At 61.8% G+C, this 15,530-nt stretch carries 13 protein-coding genes and 1 pseudogene; 3 read left to right on the forward strand and 11 right to left on the reverse strand.

Annotated features, from left to right (window positions below; genetic code table 11):
* Positions 1-19 precede the first annotated feature (19 nt).
* From tkt to V1293_RS10490, 3 genes are read right to left on the reverse strand one after another with little or no spacing between them, the layout of a single operon-like run.
* Positions 20-2,059: a transketolase gene (gene tkt / locus V1293_RS10480; RefSeq protein ID WP_334509134.1), complete on the reverse strand. Its 2,040-nt coding sequence runs from the start codon at positions 2,057-2,059 to the stop codon at positions 20-22.
* Positions 2,056-2,931: a phosphoribulokinase gene (locus V1293_RS10485; RefSeq protein WP_334509136.1), complete on the reverse strand. Its 876-nt coding sequence runs from the start codon at positions 2,929-2,931 to the stop codon at positions 2,056-2,058. The genes tkt and V1293_RS10485 overlap by 4 nt, the downstream gene beginning before the upstream one ends.
* 13 nt (positions 2,932-2,944) lie before the next feature.
* Positions 2,945-3,982 (reverse strand): class 1 fructose-bisphosphatase, encoded by a 1,038-nt coding sequence (locus tag V1293_RS10490; protein ID WP_334516688.1) that lies wholly within the window; start codon positions 3,980-3,982, stop codon positions 2,945-2,947.
* A gap of 149 nt (positions 3,983-4,131) precedes the next feature.
* Here V1293_RS10490 and V1293_RS10495 point away from each other — a divergent pair, with 149 nt between their 5' ends.
* Positions 4,132-5,103 carry a LysR family transcriptional regulator gene (locus tag V1293_RS10495; protein ID WP_334509138.1) on the forward strand — a complete coding sequence of 324 codons (972 nt, stop codon included), beginning with the start codon at positions 4,132-4,134 and terminating at the stop codon, positions 5,101-5,103.
* 108 nt (positions 5,104-5,211) lie between these two features.
* Here V1293_RS10495 and V1293_RS10500 read toward each other — a convergent pair whose 3' ends face one another.
* The 3 genes from V1293_RS10500 to V1293_RS10510 are packed head-to-tail and all read right to left on the reverse strand — an operon-like array spanning position 5,212 to position 7,855.
* Entirely contained in the window at positions 5,212-6,222 is a 1,011-nt protein-coding gene (locus tag V1293_RS10500) for a transketolase family protein (RefSeq protein WP_334509140.1), read from the reverse strand.
* Positions 6,219-7,070, reverse strand: a complete 852-nt coding sequence (locus V1293_RS10505; RefSeq protein WP_334509142.1) for a transketolase — start codon at positions 7,068-7,070, stop codon at positions 6,219-6,221. Before V1293_RS10505 ends, V1293_RS10500 begins: the two co-directional genes overlap by 4 nt.
* Before the next feature lie 23 nt (positions 7,071-7,093).
* The gene (locus V1293_RS10510; protein ID WP_334509144.1) at positions 7,094-7,855 is read right to left on the reverse strand and encodes an SDR family NAD(P)-dependent oxidoreductase; all 762 of its coding nucleotides are present in this window, start codon (positions 7,853-7,855) and stop codon (positions 7,094-7,096) included.
* 134 nt (positions 7,856-7,989) lie between these two features.
* Between V1293_RS10510 and V1293_RS10515 the strand changes: the two genes are divergently transcribed.
* Positions 7,990-8,907, forward strand: coding sequence for a LysR substrate-binding domain-containing protein (locus V1293_RS10515; protein ID WP_334516689.1), 918 nt, complete (start codon positions 7,990-7,992; stop codon positions 8,905-8,907).
* Between the two features lie 81 nt (positions 8,908-8,988).
* On the opposite strand, the pseudogene V1293_RS36145 reads toward V1293_RS10515, so the two are convergent.
* A pseudogene (locus tag V1293_RS36145) lies at positions 8,989-9,078 on the reverse strand (HpcH/HpaI aldolase family protein); the annotation flags it as partial.
* A 202-nt stretch (positions 9,079-9,280) separates the two neighbouring features.
* Here V1293_RS36145 and V1293_RS10520 point away from each other — a divergent pair.
* Positions 9,281-10,591 (forward strand): ABC transporter substrate-binding protein, encoded by a 1,311-nt coding sequence (locus V1293_RS10520; RefSeq protein ID WP_334509146.1) that lies wholly within the window; start codon positions 9,281-9,283, stop codon positions 10,589-10,591.
* A 182-nt stretch (positions 10,592-10,773) separates the two neighbouring features.
* Here the strand turns inward: V1293_RS10520 and V1293_RS10525 are convergent, their stop codons facing one another.
* The 4 genes from V1293_RS10525 to V1293_RS10540 all read right to left on the reverse strand — a co-directional run bounded on the left by V1293_RS10525 (position 10,774) and on the right by V1293_RS10540 (position 15,519).
* A complete protein-coding gene (locus V1293_RS10525) occupies positions 10,774-11,943 on the reverse strand; it encodes a Gfo/Idh/MocA family protein (protein WP_334509148.1) in 1,170 nt (389 codons plus the stop codon).
* Positions 11,944-11,976: 33 nt separating this feature from the next.
* Positions 11,977-13,167 carry a fumarylacetoacetate hydrolase family protein gene (locus tag V1293_RS10530; RefSeq protein ID WP_334509151.1) on the reverse strand — a complete coding sequence of 397 codons (1,191 nt, stop codon included), beginning with the start codon at positions 13,165-13,167 and terminating at the stop codon, positions 11,977-11,979.
* Between the two features lie 641 nt (positions 13,168-13,808).
* The gene (gene gfa / locus V1293_RS10535; RefSeq protein ID WP_334509153.1) at positions 13,809-14,378 is read right to left on the reverse strand and encodes an S-(hydroxymethyl)glutathione synthase; all 570 of its coding nucleotides are present in this window, start codon (positions 14,376-14,378) and stop codon (positions 13,809-13,811) included.
* A 34-nt stretch (positions 14,379-14,412) separates the two neighbouring features.
* Entirely contained in the window at positions 14,413-15,519 is a 1,107-nt protein-coding gene (locus tag V1293_RS10540; RefSeq protein WP_334509156.1) for an S-(hydroxymethyl)glutathione dehydrogenase/class III alcohol dehydrogenase, read from the reverse strand.
* Positions 15,520-15,530: the final 11 nt, after the last annotated feature.

Here is a 15,530-nt window from a genome sequence, read left to right on the forward strand (position 1 = left end):
TGATCGGCGTATGGGTGTGTCATGCGTAGGTCGCCGCCATCCGCGAGCGCGCGATGCAGCGTAGTGCGGCCTTCGCGACCTCATCGGCGGTGATGCCGAATTCGCGGTAGAGCGTTTCCGCCGGCGCCGAGGCGCCGAAGCCGGTCATACCGACAAATTCGCCGCCATCGCCAAGCCAGCGCGCCCAGTCGCCCTCGATCGCAGCTTCGACCCCGACTCTCGGAACGCGTCCCAGAACGGCGGTGCGGTATTCGCGGGATTGCCGGCGAAAGAGCTCGAAGCACGGCGCCGAGACGACCGCGGCGCGGACGTTGTCTTTCTCGAGCAGCTTTGCCGCTTCGAGCGCGATCGATACTTCGGAGCCGGTTGCGATCAAGGTGACGTCGCGACCGGCCTCCGGTTCAACGATGACGTAGGCGCCAAACGAGACCTGATTGGTTTCGCCGGCAACTTCCCGGAACGTCGGGAGCGCCTGGCGCGACAGGCACAGCACCGAAGGACTTGTATCTGCCCGCAGCGCGCAGTCCCACGCCTCCGCTGTCTCGACCGCGTCGCTTGGACGGAATACCAGCAGATTCGGGATCGCCCGCAGCGATGCCAGGTGCTCGACCGGCTGATGCGTAGGACCGTCTTCGCCGAGCCCGATCGAGTCATGCGTCATCACATGGATGACGCGGATCCCCATCAACGCGGCCAACCTGATCGCAGGGCGGCTGTAATCGGCGAAGCTGAGAAACGTGCCGCCATATGGGATGAAGCCGCCATGCAGCGCGATGCCGTTCATTGCAGCCGCCATGGCATGCTCACGGACGCCGTAATGGATATAGCTGCCATCAAGGGTATCTGGCCGCACCGGCTTCTGCGTCTTCGCGCGCGTCAGGTTCGAATGGGTAAGGTCGGCTGAACCGCCAAGCAGATTGGGCAGCGCTTCCGCAATCACGTCGATCACCAATTGCGACGCCTGCCGGGTCGCGATTTTCGGCCGTTCGGTACCGAACCGGGTCCGGATCTGCGCCATTACGCCGGCATATCCACAGGGCAGCTTTCGATTCAGCGCGTCGTGGAACGGCGACCGTCCCATCGTACCGTGGCGTCGGCTGCGCTCGATCCATGTACGCCGTGCCGCATGTCCCTGTGCACCTATTTCGCGCCAGGCATCGGCTACGGCTCCTGGAACCTGAAATGGCGCGTGCGGCCAGTCCAGCGCGCTGCGCGTCTTCTCGACTTCATCCGCACCGAGCGGCGCGCCATGCGCCTTTTCCGTCCCCTGACGATTGGGTGCGCCGAAACCAATCACCGTGCGGCAAGCAATCAGCGATGGCCGGCTGTCGTGCCGGGCCTGTCGGATCGCCGCGGCGATTGCCTTGGGGTCGTGGCCGTCGATCCGGCTCGCCGACCAGCCTGACGCCTTGAAACGCGTGAGCTGGTCGTCCGAACATGACAGCGAGGTCGATCCATCGATCGAGATTTCATTGTCGTCATACAGCACGATCAATCGGCCGAGCTTGAGATGTCCCGCGAGCGAAATCGCCTCATGGCTGATGCCCTCCATCAGGCAGCCGTCGCCGGCGATCACATAGGTGTAGTGATCGACAAGATCATCGCCGAAGCGCGCATTCATCAGGCGCTCCGCCAGCGCCATGCCGACTGCGGTTGCGATCCCCTGCCCCAGCGGCCCCGTCGTCGTCTCCACGCCGGGCGTATGCCCGTATTCCGGATGGCCGGGGGTTTTCGATCCCCACTGCCTGAACGCCTTCAACTCGTCCGTCGTCACACCCTGGTAGCCAGTCAGATGCAGCAACGCATACAGCAGCATCGAGCCGTGACCGGCCGACAATACGAACCGGTCGCGATCCGGCCATGCCGGATCGGAGGCGTCGAATTTGAGGAAGCGCGAAAACAGCACGGTGGCGACATCGGCCATGCCCATCGGCATACCGGGATGGCCCGACTTCGCGTTTTCGACGGCGTCGATGGCCAGAAAGCGGATCGCGTTCGCCATTTCAGCATGCGAGACGACCGGCTGAGTGGCGATACGGGACAGGGCGGAATCGGTCATAGCATGCGCCTCTTGCGTTCCATCAGTTGCAGGATGAGCGGGGTAAGGATCAGCTGCATCGCGAGATCGAGCTTCGATCCGTGGATCACGATCGAATTGGCCCGCGACATGAAACTGTTCGGAATCATCGACAGCAGGTAGGGAAAGTCGATGCCGCGTGGATTTTTGAGCCGGATCACCACCATCGATTCGTCGGGCGTCGGTATCCAGCGCGCTATGAACGGGTTCGACGTGTCGACCGTCGGCACACGCTGGAAGTTGATGTCGGTCTCGGTGAATTGCGGGCAGATGTAATTTATGTAGTCCGGCATCCGCCGCAGGATGGTATCGGTTACCGCCTCGGCGGTGTAGCCGCGGTCGCTGCGGTCGCGATGCAGCTTCTGGATCCACTCCAGATTGATGACGGGAACGACCCCGATCTTGAGATCGGCGTGCTGAGCGATATTGACCTTGTCGGTCACAACAGCGCCATGCAGGCCTTCATAGAACAACAGATCCGATTTCTCCGGCAACGGCTCCCACTCGGTAAACGTGCCCGGATCTGCGCCATAGAGCCTGGCCTCATCATGATCGTGGACATAGTGCCTGATAGTTCCGGTCCCGGACTCGCCGTAGTCGCGGAACAATTTCTCCAGCTCCTCGAACAGGTTTGTTTCCGGGCTGAAATGGCTGAAATGCTTGTTGCCGCGCTCGGCCTCCTCCGCCATTTTTGTGCGCATCTCAAAGCGGTTGTAGCGGTGGAAAGCGTCGCCCTCGACATAGGCGGCTTCGACCTTCTCGCGGCGGAAGATGTTTTCAAACGTCTTCTTCACCGAGGTCGTGCCGGCTCCGGACGATCCGGTAATCGATATGATGGGATAGCTGCGTGACATCTGCTCTTTCCGATCAGCGAAACAGGCCGCGCCGCGCAAACAGCGGCGCATCGCTATTGTCGAACATCGGTTCGATACCTTCGTGAATGGCCGCAACGTCGCGAACGCCGCGCATCGATCCCATGATCAACGGCACCCGCTGGTGCGGTGTTTTCGCCGAAAGTTCCAGAATGCGCCGGCGGCCGGTGGTCGCGGCGCCGCCCGCCCACTCCATCACCAGCGCCATCGGATGGGCTTCGTAAAGCAGTCGGAGGCGTCCGTCGCGATATCCCGGCCGCGCATCCGCCGGGTACAGGAACACGCCGCCGCGGACGAGAATACGAAGCGACTCCGCCACCAGTGAGCCAATCCAGCGCATATTGAAATCGACCGAACCGTTGCCGCTCGTGCCGGAGAGGCATTCGTCGATATAGGCCCGCACCGGTCCATGCCAGTGCCGCCGGTTCGACGCGTTGATGGCGAATTCGGGCGTGTTGGGTGCAATCCTCACGCGACGCGCAATCAGCAGGAATTCCCGGGCACGCCTGTCCAGAATGAAGATGTCGACCCGCTCGTCGAACGCCAGAACCAGCGTGGTCTGAGGGCCGTAGACCACGAACCCCGCCGCACACTGCGCGGTGCCAGGCTCGAAGAAGGTGGAGATGATATCGTTGCCGCGTGAACGGATCGAAAAGATGGTTCCAACCGAGATGTTGTTCTCGAGGTTGGCCGATCCGTCGAGCGGGTCGATGGCGACGCAGAGTGACGCCTCGGCATTGAGCACCTCAGGCAGGTCCAGTTCCTCGGACAGGACGGCGGCGACCGGAGTGGCACGCAGCGCTGCGCGCATCATCGCATCGGCAGCGAGGTCGATATCCTTCTGATGGTCGCCATCGGAATTGACGCCACGGGTTCGTCCGGTAATGCCCGCCAACGGTCCGTCGGCGATGAGATCGGAAAGGTCGATCGCAGCAGTGGCAATGGCCTCGATCACGGCGGCCACCGCCGGGCCGGTCGGCGTCTCCGACCCTGCATGATCGAGATGCGAGCAAAGGGTTATGCGTGCGTCCATGGCCGTTCCCCGATTGGCGCCCTCTTCGGAGCCACTCCAATGCGTCATGCCGTTCGGCACTCCGCGCCCTAACAACAACCCAATTTGCAAAATTAGTGAAATTTTCTTATCTTTGGCTTTGGCAAAGTTTTTCTTATGATGGTGGACCCATGGCAAGCAGGTTTCCGCGGGAATTGACCATTCGCCAGTTGCGCGCGCTCGCGGCGGTTCACCGGGACCGGTCGGTTACCGCCGCCGCCAAGCACCTGCATCTCACGCAGCCGGCCGTCACGCTGCAGATCCGCAATCTGCAGGAGCTTGCAGGTCTGCCGCTGATTCAGCGCACCAGTGACGGCATGCTGTTGACCGATGCCGGGCGGGAAGTGCTCTCGCTGTCCGAGCGTATCGAAGCGGCGATTGCGGACTGCGAGACCTCGCTCGAGATGATGGCGGGAAAGACCGCGGGCCGCATCTCAATCGGCGCCGTCAGCACCGCGAAATATTTCGTGCCGTTCATGATCTCCGGATTTTCGAAACGCCATCCGAACATCGATGTCACGCTCTCGATCGGAAACCGACAGGAGATCGCAACGGCGCTGCGCGGCTACGATCTCGATTTCGCGATCATGGGCCGCCCACCGGCGGACATCGACATGGACGTCCACCCGATCGGCGATCATCCCCACGTCATTATCGCGCCGACAAGCCATCGCCTGGTGCGAAAATCCCGCATCCCGCTGAGCGACCTTGCTGACGAAACATTCCTGACGCGCGAACCCGGTTCCGGCACACGCGGCCTGATGGAGCAGCTGTTCGAAACGGCGCGAATTCGCCCGAAGATCGGCATGGCGATGGACAGCAACGAGACGATCAAGCAGGCTGTGATCGCGGGCCTTGGAATTGCATTTATTTCGGCGCACACCGTCGCCACCGAACTCGACGAGCGGCGGCTGGTAACGCTCGATGTGGTTGGCCTTCCCGTTGTGAGGCAATGGTTCGCCCTTTCCAGAAAGGACAAGATCCTGCTGCCGCCGGCACGCGCCATGCTGGAGTTCCTCAGCGCACGCGGCGCGCAATTCCTGCCGCGAACCCATGGCAGGATAAGGATCACCCGCACGTCGGCGCGGGGCAAGCGCCGATAGCGCGATATGCATGTAGCGCAAGAAATCGCGCACGCTGCTGGCCGTACGGTAGTGCTTTGGGTGTGAGAATCGCGCTAACGGGACCGAATGGACGTCAGGGCTGCAGCGTTACAGCCACCGCTTGATTTGCCGCGCCACTTCCGCAGTCGAAATGCCGTAGCGATCGTGCAAGGTCGGGAGCGCTCCGGCCGCGAGAAACTCATCGGGCAGTCCGATCTGGCGAAATGCCGGATGCACGCCCGAACGCATCAGCAGCCCGGCAACAGCCTCACCGAGACCGCCGATCACGGTGTGGTTCTCGGCAACGACGACCATGCGTCCGGACTTGCCGGCCTCGCGAAGGATAGTGTTCGCGTCGAGCGGCTTGATGGTGGGAACATGCAGCACAGCCGCATCCACGCGGTCTCCCGCAAGCTTCCTCGCAGCCTCGAGCGCGCGCATGGTCATGATTCCCGAGGAGATGATCAGGACGTCCCAGCCGTCACGGATCATCGCCGCCTTGCCAAGCTCGAATTTGTAGTCGTACTCGTCGAGAACCACCGGCACCTGGCCACGCAGCAGCCGCATATAGACCGGGCCGCGGTACGCTGCGACGGCAGGCACAATCTGTTCGATCTCGTGGGCATCACAGGGATCAATCACCGTCATGTTCGGCATGGCGCGAAATAGCGCGAGGTCCTCCGCCGCCTGATGACTCGGGCCATATCCGGAAGTCAGGCCCGGCAAGGCGCAGGCGATCTTCACATTGCGATCTTCCTCGGCGATCGTCTGGTGGATGAAATCGTAGGCGCGCCGGGAGGCAAAGACCGCATACGTCGTTGCGAACGGCATGAACCCTTCGGCTGCCAGACCTGAGGCCGCGCCGAATAGAATCTGCTCAGCCATGCCCATCTGGTAATAGCGATCGGGAAACTCCTGCGCAAAGATATGCAAATCCGTGTACTTGCCTAGATCGGCCGTCATGCCGATCACGTCGGGGCGCTGGCGCGCCAGCTCGACAAGTGCATGTCCGAAAGGTGCCGGCTTCGTCCTTTGTCCCTCAGCCGCGATCGATGCGATCATCGCGGATGTAGTCAGCCGTGGCTTGCCCGTCTGCATTGCCGGTCCGGTGGTCTTCATGGCTGCCTCCCCGCTTCGAGTTCTGCAAGCGCGAGCTGCCATTCATGCGGCTCGACACGGATGAAGTGGTTTTTCTCGCGCTGCTCGAGGAACGGAACGCCTTTACCCATAAGCGTATCGGCCACGATCATCCGCGGCCGAGACTCAGTGTGGGACTTCGCGGCATCAAAGGCGGCCACCACGGCATCGAGATTGTTGCCGTCCACCCGTTGAACAAACCATCCGAACGCCTGCAGCTTGTCGACCAGCGGCTCGAAAGCCATTACTTGAGTAGAGGGACCATCGGCCTGCTGGTTGTTCACATCGACGATGGCGATCACATTGCCGAGCCGGTAGTGACCTGCAGACATGATTGCTTCCCACACCGAGCCTTCGTCCAGTTCGCCGTCGGAGAACAGCGTGTATACCTGCGCATTGGAATTCTTGCGCTTGAGCCCAAGTGCCATTCCCACGGCGATGCTCAGACCCAATCCGAGCGACCCGCCCGACATCTCCATTCCCGGCGTGTAGGATGCCATCCCTGACATCGGCAGCCGGCTTTCGTCGCTGCCATAGCTCTCGAGCTCCGCCTCAGGAACGATCCCGGCCTCGATCAAGGCTGCATAGAGCGCGATGGCATAGTGGCCGTTCGAGAGCAGGAAGCGGTCCCGTTCCTCCCAAGCCGGATCCTCCGGCCGATACCGCATCGCGTAGAAGTACGCGACCGCGAGCACGTCGGCGATATCGAGCGCCTGGGCAATATAGCCCTGCCCCTGGACCTCTCCCATGCGGATCGCATTGCGGCGAATGTTATGGGCGCGCTGGGCGAGCGTGGGCGCGTTGGCAAGCGCCTTCGCGACTGTTTCCATGGCCATCTCCTCGCTTAGCGCACTTAATGGATAAGCATGCCGCCATTGACATCGATGACCGCTCCCGTGACGTAGGCGGACAGGTCGGATGCGAGAAAAGTGTAGATGCCGGCCACGTCGTTGGCCTCACCGAGACGGCCAAGTGGGATGCCTTCAAGTATCTTCGCCTTGATCTCGTCGGTAAGCTTTCCGGCGGTGATGTCGGTTCCAATCAGGCCCGGCGTGACGCAATTGACGCGGATACCGTCAGGTCCAAACTCGCGCGCCATCGCCTTGGCGAGCCCGAGTACGCCGGCCTTGGCGGCGGAATAGTGCGGCCCACCGAAGATGCCGCCGCCACGCTGCGCCGAGACTGACGACATGCATGCAATCGAACCCGTCTTGCGCCGACGCATGTGCGGGATGACCGCCTGGGAAAGAAAGAGCACGCCCTTGAGATTGACGTCCTGAATGCGTTCCCAGTCGTTTGGTGTGATTTCAAGAAACTTCACCGGCTGAGTGATACCGGCGTTGTTGATCAGAATGTCGATCTGGCCGAAGGTTTCGATCACGGTATCGGCCGCCTTCGCGCAGGAATTTTGGTCGGCGACGTCGCAGGCAAGGCCGAGATGCGGTTCGCCCGCGGCCCGCTCGAGGCTGCGCGCTGCGGCTTCCGCAGCGGGCCCATCGATGTCAAGGATTGCAACGCGGGCACCTTCGGCCGCGAACCGCCGGGCGGTTGCAAGACCTATTCCCCGCAGCGAAGCTGCGCCCGAAATGATTGCCGTTTTGCCGCGAAGCAGCATGCATTCCTCCTCAACACTATCGAGCACCGCTGACAGGTGCCCTGTTTTCTTGACCTTACTGACTACGCCCGGGCGGCCATCCCGACAAACGCGCAGTTGTCTCGGATCGATGAATTTGGTTCACTTGTCGCATGCTGCTCTCCAGTATCCCGATTTCAGCGATCCGCGCCTTCGAAGCGGCTGCGCGCACTGGCTCCTTCCGCGACGCTGCGAACGAACTGCACCTGACCCCGAGCGCCGTCAGCCACGCCATCCGAAAGCTGGAAAGCACGATGGGTACCACGCTGTTTGAGCGAAGCGCCCGATCGGTCCGGCTCACCCCGGCCGGCGCAAACCTGATGCGTCATGCCGGCGCGGCGTTCGACAATCTGAGGCGCGGCATCGAGGAAGTCGCCGGTCGTGGGCCACAACTGCTCCGAGTGCATTCAGCGCCTAGCTTCGCCGCACAGTGGCTCGCGCCGCGCCTGGCCCGGTTCCTGGCGGCCGAGCCGAAACTGGAGGTGCGGCTCGCCGCCAGCACCGAATATGCCCGTTTCAACAACGACGATTTTGATCTGGATATCGTCTATGGTCAGCCCAGAAGCGAGAGCCTTGAGATTGTCTCGCTCGGCGAGGAGACCGTCACTCCTCTCTGTACGCCTGAAATCGCGAAGAAGATTCGCAAGCCGAAAGATCTGTTCGGCCAAGTTCTCATTCGGTCAGAGGTCAAGCAAGTGCAATGGCACCAATGGTTTGCCGCGAACGGACTTGGGTCTCCGGCGATCCACGGCATGCGCTTTGACCGCAGCTTCCTTGCGATCGCCATGGCGTCGAGCGGTCTTGGCGTGACGCTCGAGTCGACCCGGCTTGCCGAACGTGAAATCGCGACAGGCAAACTGATCGCGCCGCTCGCCGGCCGTTCAGTCGATATTCGCTATGTCGGACATTACCTCGTATTTCCCCGTGCCAACCAGGAGCGCCGCGCGGTGCGCGCCTTCGTTGACTGGATCGCGGCCGAGCTTTCGCAAGCTGATAGCAAGTCACGCTTCCTTGAGACGAGAGCGAGAAAGTAATGCGCCGCGAGGCCGATCAGGAACTCAACGGCCCCTTCGTGCACCGGCTCCGATTTCCCGCCAGTGCTGCGGCCGTACTTATCCGAACGGCGAAGCCGGCCGATAACCCGTGTTCTGAGACAGGTCGCCGGGACCAATGAAGAAGAAGTCGATCCCTTGGACCGCAAGCAGTAGAGCGAAGATCGTACCAACCCTTCCGCTATCAGACTTTAGTCGGCCAGCTTCGCTCACTAGCCTGTCTGGCCGCAGATTTCCGCAACCGCGAGCAAAACCATAGCAGGCCGACCCAGGTTGACTTCCTGCCGTATTCTCCAAATACTTGGACCGAGAACTGGAAAAACCAGTCCGGGCAAAAATTCAGTGGGAGGACACGATGCCGACTTCACGCAGAACGCTGCTGAAGACTTCCGCCGCTGCCGCCGCCGCATTCAGCCTCGATTGGACACGCGCGCAGGCTCAAGCCGAAACGGTACGCATCGGCCTGATCTACGACTTGACCGGCCCCTTTGCTGCCGGCGGCTCGGTCGCCTCCTCGATCGGTGCGCAGATTGCCATCGACCTCGTCAACGAGAAGGGCGGCATCGGCGGCAAGTACAAGATCTCCCCCATCGCCGCCGATTCCCAGAGCAAGCCCGACGTGGCGATCAACGAGGCCAATCGCCTGATCGACCAGGAGAAGATCGACATCATCAACGGCGTCTATGCGAGCTCACACGCGGTCCCGCTCGCCGCCAAGGTCGAGCAGCAGAAAAAGATCCTCTGGATTACGACGGCGGTTTCGACCGCGGTGTTCAAGGACAAGAACTTGCAATACGTCTTTCGCGCGCAGATTCATTCCGACCAGTATGGCCAGGCCTTTGCGAGCTTCATCAGCGAGCACGCCAAAGCCAAGCTCGGCATGGAGCCCAAGGACGTCAAAGTCGCGCTGATTCACGAGGACGGCCCCTATGGGGTCGGCGTTGCCGCCGCCGACGAGGCCTATGCAAAGCAGGCCGGCCTCCAGATCGTGCTCAAGGAAGGCTATTCCGCATCCGCCCCCGACCTCTCGGTGCTGGTGACCAAGATCAAGCGCGCCAGGGCCGACGTGATCTCGCACGCGGGCTACAACCCCGATATCACCCTGTTCCTGCGCCAGGGGCGAGAGAACGGACTCAAGTTCAAGATGCTGTTCGGCGCCGGCGCCGGCTACAGCCAGCTCGACAAGCTGCGAGCGACGTTCGGCGCTGATATCGACAATTTCTGCAATATCGATCCGGTGCCGGCGCAATTGCTCGATCCATCGAAACTCGCGCCCGGGGTCGGCGATCTCACCAAGATCATGATCGCACGCTACAAGGAGAAGACCGGCGCAACCGACGTCCCCCCGCACTGTTCGATGGGCTTCAACCAGACCTGGGTGCTGCTCAACAACGTGCTGCCCGTGGCAAAAGACAAATACGGCGGCTTCGATCCCGAGGCGGTTCGCAAGGCGGCGCTCGACGTGGATATCCCGCCGGGCGGCACCATCCAGGGCTATGGCGTGAAATTCTATCCGCCCGGCACACCACTCTCCGGCCAGAACGAGCGCTCGACCCCGGTCGTGATGCAGAATGCGGGGGAGCATATCTCGGTGGTTTGGCCGACCAATATCAGGACGCAGGATCCGGTGTTCCCGCTGCCGAAATCGTCGGTATATGCGGCGTAGGGCTTTCTTTCACCCTCTCCCCTTGTGGGAGAGGGTGGCTTCGATGCGAAGCATCGAAGCCGGGTGAGGGGTCTCTCTCCGCGAATGAACCTCTCACAATTGAGTCCGCGGATAGAACCCCTCATCCGGCGCGCTGCGCGCGCCACCTTCGCCCACAAGGGGAGAAGGAAGGGAGATTGCCGTTAAAGCGTGACGCGGCGTCCCTCTTCGGCAGCCCAATAGCCGGCGTAGTTGACCTTGATGGTTTCAAAGGCCAGCGCCAGATCCGAAAGCGGCTGCCGGCCGGTCGCGACGCATTCCATGAAGTCCTGGATTTCCTGCGTATAGCCGCGCGTCCATTCCTCCTCGAGGCAGACATATTGCCAACCGGTCTTCCGGTCGACCTTTTCGGTGATGTAGACGCTTGCCAGCTTCTCCTCGCTGGTCTGATAGCTCATCATGTGCGTATTCGGCGTAATGTTGGCGAATAGCGCGCCGCTGCTGGTATAGGTTTCGATCAAATTGCGCACACCGCCAAGGATCATGTCGCCGGAAAAAACCGTGGCCTTGGTGCCGTCGGAGAAGGTGGCCGTGAGCACGCCCCAATCCTCGACGTCGACGGGATTGGCCTTGAGCACGGTCCGTTCATCCGGACGCAGGCACGCCGTGACATTACCGACGTCACACGTCACGCTCGCGACGCTGATCGCCTCGCCACGTGCCTTCGCTTCCACCTGCTTGAGATAGAGCACCGCCGAGAGTGGATGGCATCCCATCCGGATCAGCGAGCCGCCGCCGGTCATCGCCCACTGCGCGGCGTGCGCGGCGTGCGAGCCGGAGTGGCTCTCCTCGCCCTTCATGAACAGGATCTTGTCCTTGGTGGCCTTGAGGATCTCCACGGTCTTGGTCACCGCCGGTGCGTAGATCCAATCCTCCGCATACATGAAGAGGCGCCCGGTCTTGTTGATCGCCGCGCGGGTCGCTTCCATTTCTTCCAGCACGCGCTCGTACATCAGCGCCTTGGATACATGTTTGCCGATCGGAAGCTTGTCACCTTCGCGCCCGAAATAGCCTCCAAATGGCTTTTCGCAGATCACGTGCTTACCGGCCTGCATCGCATCGACGATCATCGAGGCGTGCAAATTGGGCGGCGTGCAGATGTCGATGACATCGATATCAGCGTCGGCGATCAAGTCGCGAAAGCTGCGATACGCCGTCGGGATCTGGTGACGGCGGGCAAACTCGACGACGTGATCGCCTCTGGCCGCCACGGCCCTGACTTCGATATCCACGCCGTATACACGCCGGTAGGCATGCATGTGCAGCTCGGACACAAAGCCGCAGCCGGCCAGACCGATCCTGATTTTCGCCATGGCGGAGTGCCTTCCGGTTGTCGCGGCTCGAGGCTAATGGCTGCTTCGGCTGAAGCCCTTGCGGCGCATCAAGGCGGCGAACAGCTCGGTCAAGCCGAATTGCCAGGGTTCGCAATCGCCGCTGTGGCGCATCCGATTGGTCAACCGGCCGAGCTTCGGGGTTGCGACCGTGACCAGATCGCCTTCCACATGGGTGAACCCCTGCCCTTTCGCGGCACGATCCTGAATCGGCGCGAACATGGTGCCGAGGAACAACACGAAACCATCAGGGTATTGATGGTTCTCGTTGATCGTCTGTCCGACGATGTCGGTCGGATCCCGGCTGATCTGGGTCAGCGACGAAGCGCCATGCAGAACGAAGCCTTCCGGCCCCTTCACCTCCAGCGAGATCTCCATCTTCCTGACGTCGTCGAGCGAGAAGCCCGCGTCGAAGAACCGAACGAACGGCCCGATGGCGCAGGACGCGTTGTTGTCCTTGGCCTTGGACAACAGCAGCGCCGAGCGTCCCTCGAAGTCGCGCAAATTGACATCGTTGCCAAGCGTGGCGCCGACGATGCGGCCGTCGCGCGTCACCACCAGCACCACCTCGGGCTCCGGATTATTCCAGGTCGATTTCGGATGCAGGCCCGCATCCACGCAGGTGCCCACCGCCGACAGGACCGGCGCCTTGGTAAACACCTCTGCGTCCGGCCCGATGCCGACTTCGAGATACTGGCTCCAGGCATTCTGGGAAACCAGCACGTCCTTCACATGCTGCGCTTCGGCCGAACCCGGTTTCAGCCGCGACAGGTCGGTGCCGACAATCCGCGTCACTTCGGCCCGGATCGCCTCCGCCGAATCCGGATTGCCGCGCGCCCGCTCCTCGATCACCCGCTCCAGCATCGACACCGCGAACGTGACGCCCGCAGCCTTGATCACCTGCAGATCAATCGGGGCAAGCAGCCATGGCCTGGTCGGATCGCGGGTGTCGGGCGGCGTGTTGCTCAACAGATCCTGCAGCGTGCCTACCCGCTCGCCGGGCGCCGCGCGCAGCGCCCGCGCCGGATCGGCGGCGGCGGCCAGCTGGCTGGCGGTGGGGAATTCGTCCGTTACGTCGAACACGCCATCCGGGCGGATCGCGACCACCGACGGGGCGGCAAGATCGGGACGCCAGATCCGCCCCATCAGCGCGGCGCCGGCGAAATCGTCGGGTAGAATGAATGCGGTGTCTGTGGCGATCGGCATCGTGGGGAATCCTTCGCAAGGTAACGTCTGTGCGGTCAGGGCAGCATCGTCCTTAGAAGGGAACCGCGCGATGGGTCAACACCTTCGAAGGATGTCCGCCTTCAGCATTGCGGCTCCACGACAAAGCTCATCGCACCGCAACATGAAAATCAGACGATCGGTCAAGCGCAGCCGATTGTGCACGCGCCGCAACCTGCCATGGACGGCATGGCGATTGAGCTAAGACCTCGAAGAGCTTCGATATCGGGGGAATAGAGCGGGATGGGTTGGAGTCGAATCGATCCGCCATTCGCGCGAAGCCAGCGATCTCGTGTCCCGGACGCGTGCAGATACGCTTCGGCGGTACACCGCAGGGCCCAGACAAAAATCGCGAAAACAACCCCATACAAAGTAGAATGGGCCCCGGCTCGCAGCACTCACGCCGCTTGCGTCCGGGGCACGAGATGGTCCGTCGTTACGGCCCAACCTAATCTCATCCTGCTCCAGTCAACGGGGCCGGTCGAGCCAGGGAGCGGCCGGCCTCGGAAGGTTGCACCACCTCGTTGGCGCTCTCGACATGCGGCTCCGCTGATGGCGATCGCCATCAGCGGAGTTCGAAAATCGGGCAGGATCAGGCCGGCACCCGTTTCAGGCCGCCGTGTTCACGCCGCTTTGGCCTTGGCCTTGGCCACGTGGCTCGAGATCGCGTCCATCAAAGGCGGCGACAGGCAATCATAAGGCTCGAGCCCGAGTTCCTTCAGCCGGGCCCTGATTCCATCCATCTCGCCCGGCTGGACGCCGGACTCCAGAACGGACGACACGAACGCGGCGAACCCCGGAGCAGCCCATCCACCTTCCTGGAACAACTCGGGATGGATGAAGTCGAGGCCGTAGAATGGGTGCCCGGTGTTCTCGATCCGGCCGTACATATGCGTGCCGCAGGCCTTGCAGGCATAGCGCTGGATCGTCGCCGACGCGTCGACAATCTGCAGCTTGTCGCCGTTCTCGGCCACCGTCACATTGTCGCGCGGGACGACGGCGACGACGGAGAAGGTCGCCCCCGCGGGCTTCCAGCATTTGGTGCAGCCGCAGGCGTGGTTGTGGGCCACGTCGCCCTTGATGGCGACCTTGACCGGCCTGTCACTGCATTTGCAGACAAGCGTGCCGCCGGCAAAACTGCCGGTCCCCTTCTTTACGCCGTTATCGACCGATGGGTGAATATGAACAGTCATGGCCTATCCTCCTTGTGTTTTAAGTTCTCTAATTTCAGAACACGACAACCGAGCGGATCGACTTGCCCTGATGCATGAGATCGAATCCGTGGTTGATCTCCTCCAGCTTCAGGACGTGTGTGATCATCGGATCGATTTCGATCTTTCCATTCATGTACCAGTCGACGATTTTCGGCACATCCGTGCGGCCGCGCGCGCCGCCAAAGGCCGTTCCCTTCCAGACGCGGCCGGTCACCAATTGGAACGGCCGGGTGGCGATTTCCTTGCCGGACTCAGCGACCCCGATAACGACCGAGACGCCCCAGCCGCGATGGCACGCCTCGAGGGCCTGCCGCATCACGGTGGTATTGCCGGTGCAGTCGAAGGTGTAGTCGGCGCCGCCGTCGGTCAGTCCAACCAGATGCTGGACGATGTCGCTGACCTTGGTCGGGTTGACGAAATGCGTCATGCCAAAACGGCGGCCCCAATCCTCCTTGGAATCGTTGATGTCGACGCCGACGATCTTGTCGGCGCCCACCATCTTCGCGCCCTGGATGACGTTGAGCCCAATACCGCCGAGACCAAATACGACGACGTTGGCGCCCGGTGTCACCTTGGCGGTATTCACCACGGCGCCAACGCCCGTGGTCACCCCGCAACCGATGTAACAGCTCTTGTCGAACGGCGCGTCCTCGCGAATCTTTGCCACCGCGATCTCCGGCAGCACGGTAAAGTTCGAGAATGTCGAGCAGCCCATATAGTGGTAGATCGGCTTGCCCTGATAACTGAAGCGCGAGGTGCCGTCCGGCATCAGCCCCTTGCCCTGCGTGGCGCGGATGGCGGTACAAAGATTGGTCTTGCCGCTCAGGCAACTTTTGCACTGGCGGCATTCCGGCGTGTAGAGCGGAATCACGTGATCGCCGGCCTTGACCGACGTCACGCCCGGCCCAACTTCGCGGACGATGCCTGCGCCTTCATGACCGAGGATCGACGGAAAGATTCCTTCGCTGTCGAATCCATCAAGCGTATAGGCATCGGTGTGGCAGATTCCGGTCGCCTTTATCTCGACGAGAACCTCACCAGCTTTTGGGCCTTCCAGATCAACCTCAACGATTTCGAGAGGCTTCTTGGCTTCGAACGCGACAGCAGCGCGGGTCTTCATCTTAAACTCCA

Source organism: Bradyrhizobium sp. AZCC 1693 (genome assembly GCF_036924745.1).
Classification (GTDB): domain Bacteria; phylum Pseudomonadota; class Alphaproteobacteria; order Rhizobiales; family Xanthobacteraceae; genus Bradyrhizobium.

What these genes read in the sequence shown, in the direction of transcription:
- tkt (WP_334509134.1), bottom strand. Translation starts at nt 2,059, where the DNA reads ATGACCGATTCCGCCCTGTCCCGTATCGCCACTCAGCCGGTCGTCTCG.
- V1293_RS10485 (WP_334509136.1), bottom strand. Translation starts at nt 2,931, where the DNA reads ATGTCACGCAGCTATCCCATCATATCGATTACCGGATCGTCCGGAGCC.
- V1293_RS10490 (WP_334516688.1), bottom strand. Translation starts at nt 3,982, where the DNA reads ATGGACGCACGCATAACCCTTTGCTCGCATCTCGATCATGCAGGGTCG.
- V1293_RS10495 (WP_334509138.1), top strand. Translation starts at nt 4,132, where the DNA reads ATGGCAAGCAGGTTTCCGCGGGAATTGACCATTCGCCAGTTGCGCGCG.
- V1293_RS10500 (WP_334509140.1), bottom strand. Translation starts at nt 6,222, where the DNA reads ATGAAGACCACCGGACCGGCAATGCAGACGGGCAAGCCACGGCTGACT.
- V1293_RS10505 (WP_334509142.1), bottom strand. Translation starts at nt 7,070, where the DNA reads ATGGAAACAGTCGCGAAGGCGCTTGCCAACGCGCCCACGCTCGCCCAG.
- V1293_RS10510 (WP_334509144.1), bottom strand. Translation starts at nt 7,855, where the DNA reads ATGCTGCTTCGCGGCAAAACGGCAATCATTTCGGGCGCAGCTTCGCTG.
- V1293_RS10520 (WP_334509146.1), top strand. Translation starts at nt 9,281, where the DNA reads ATGCCGACTTCACGCAGAACGCTGCTGAAGACTTCCGCCGCTGCCGCC.
- V1293_RS10525 (WP_334509148.1), bottom strand. Translation starts at nt 11,943, where the DNA reads ATGGCGAAAATCAGGATCGGTCTGGCCGGCTGCGGCTTTGTGTCCGAG.
- V1293_RS10530 (WP_334509151.1), bottom strand. Translation starts at nt 13,167, where the DNA reads ATGCCGATCGCCACAGACACCGCATTCATTCTACCCGACGATTTCGCC.
- gfa (WP_334509153.1), bottom strand. Translation starts at nt 14,378, where the DNA reads ATGACTGTTCATATTCACCCATCGGTCGATAACGGCGTAAAGAAGGGG.
- V1293_RS10540 (WP_334509156.1), bottom strand. Translation starts at nt 15,519, where the DNA reads ATGAAGACCCGCGCTGCTGTCGCGTTCGAAGCCAAGAAGCCTCTCGAA.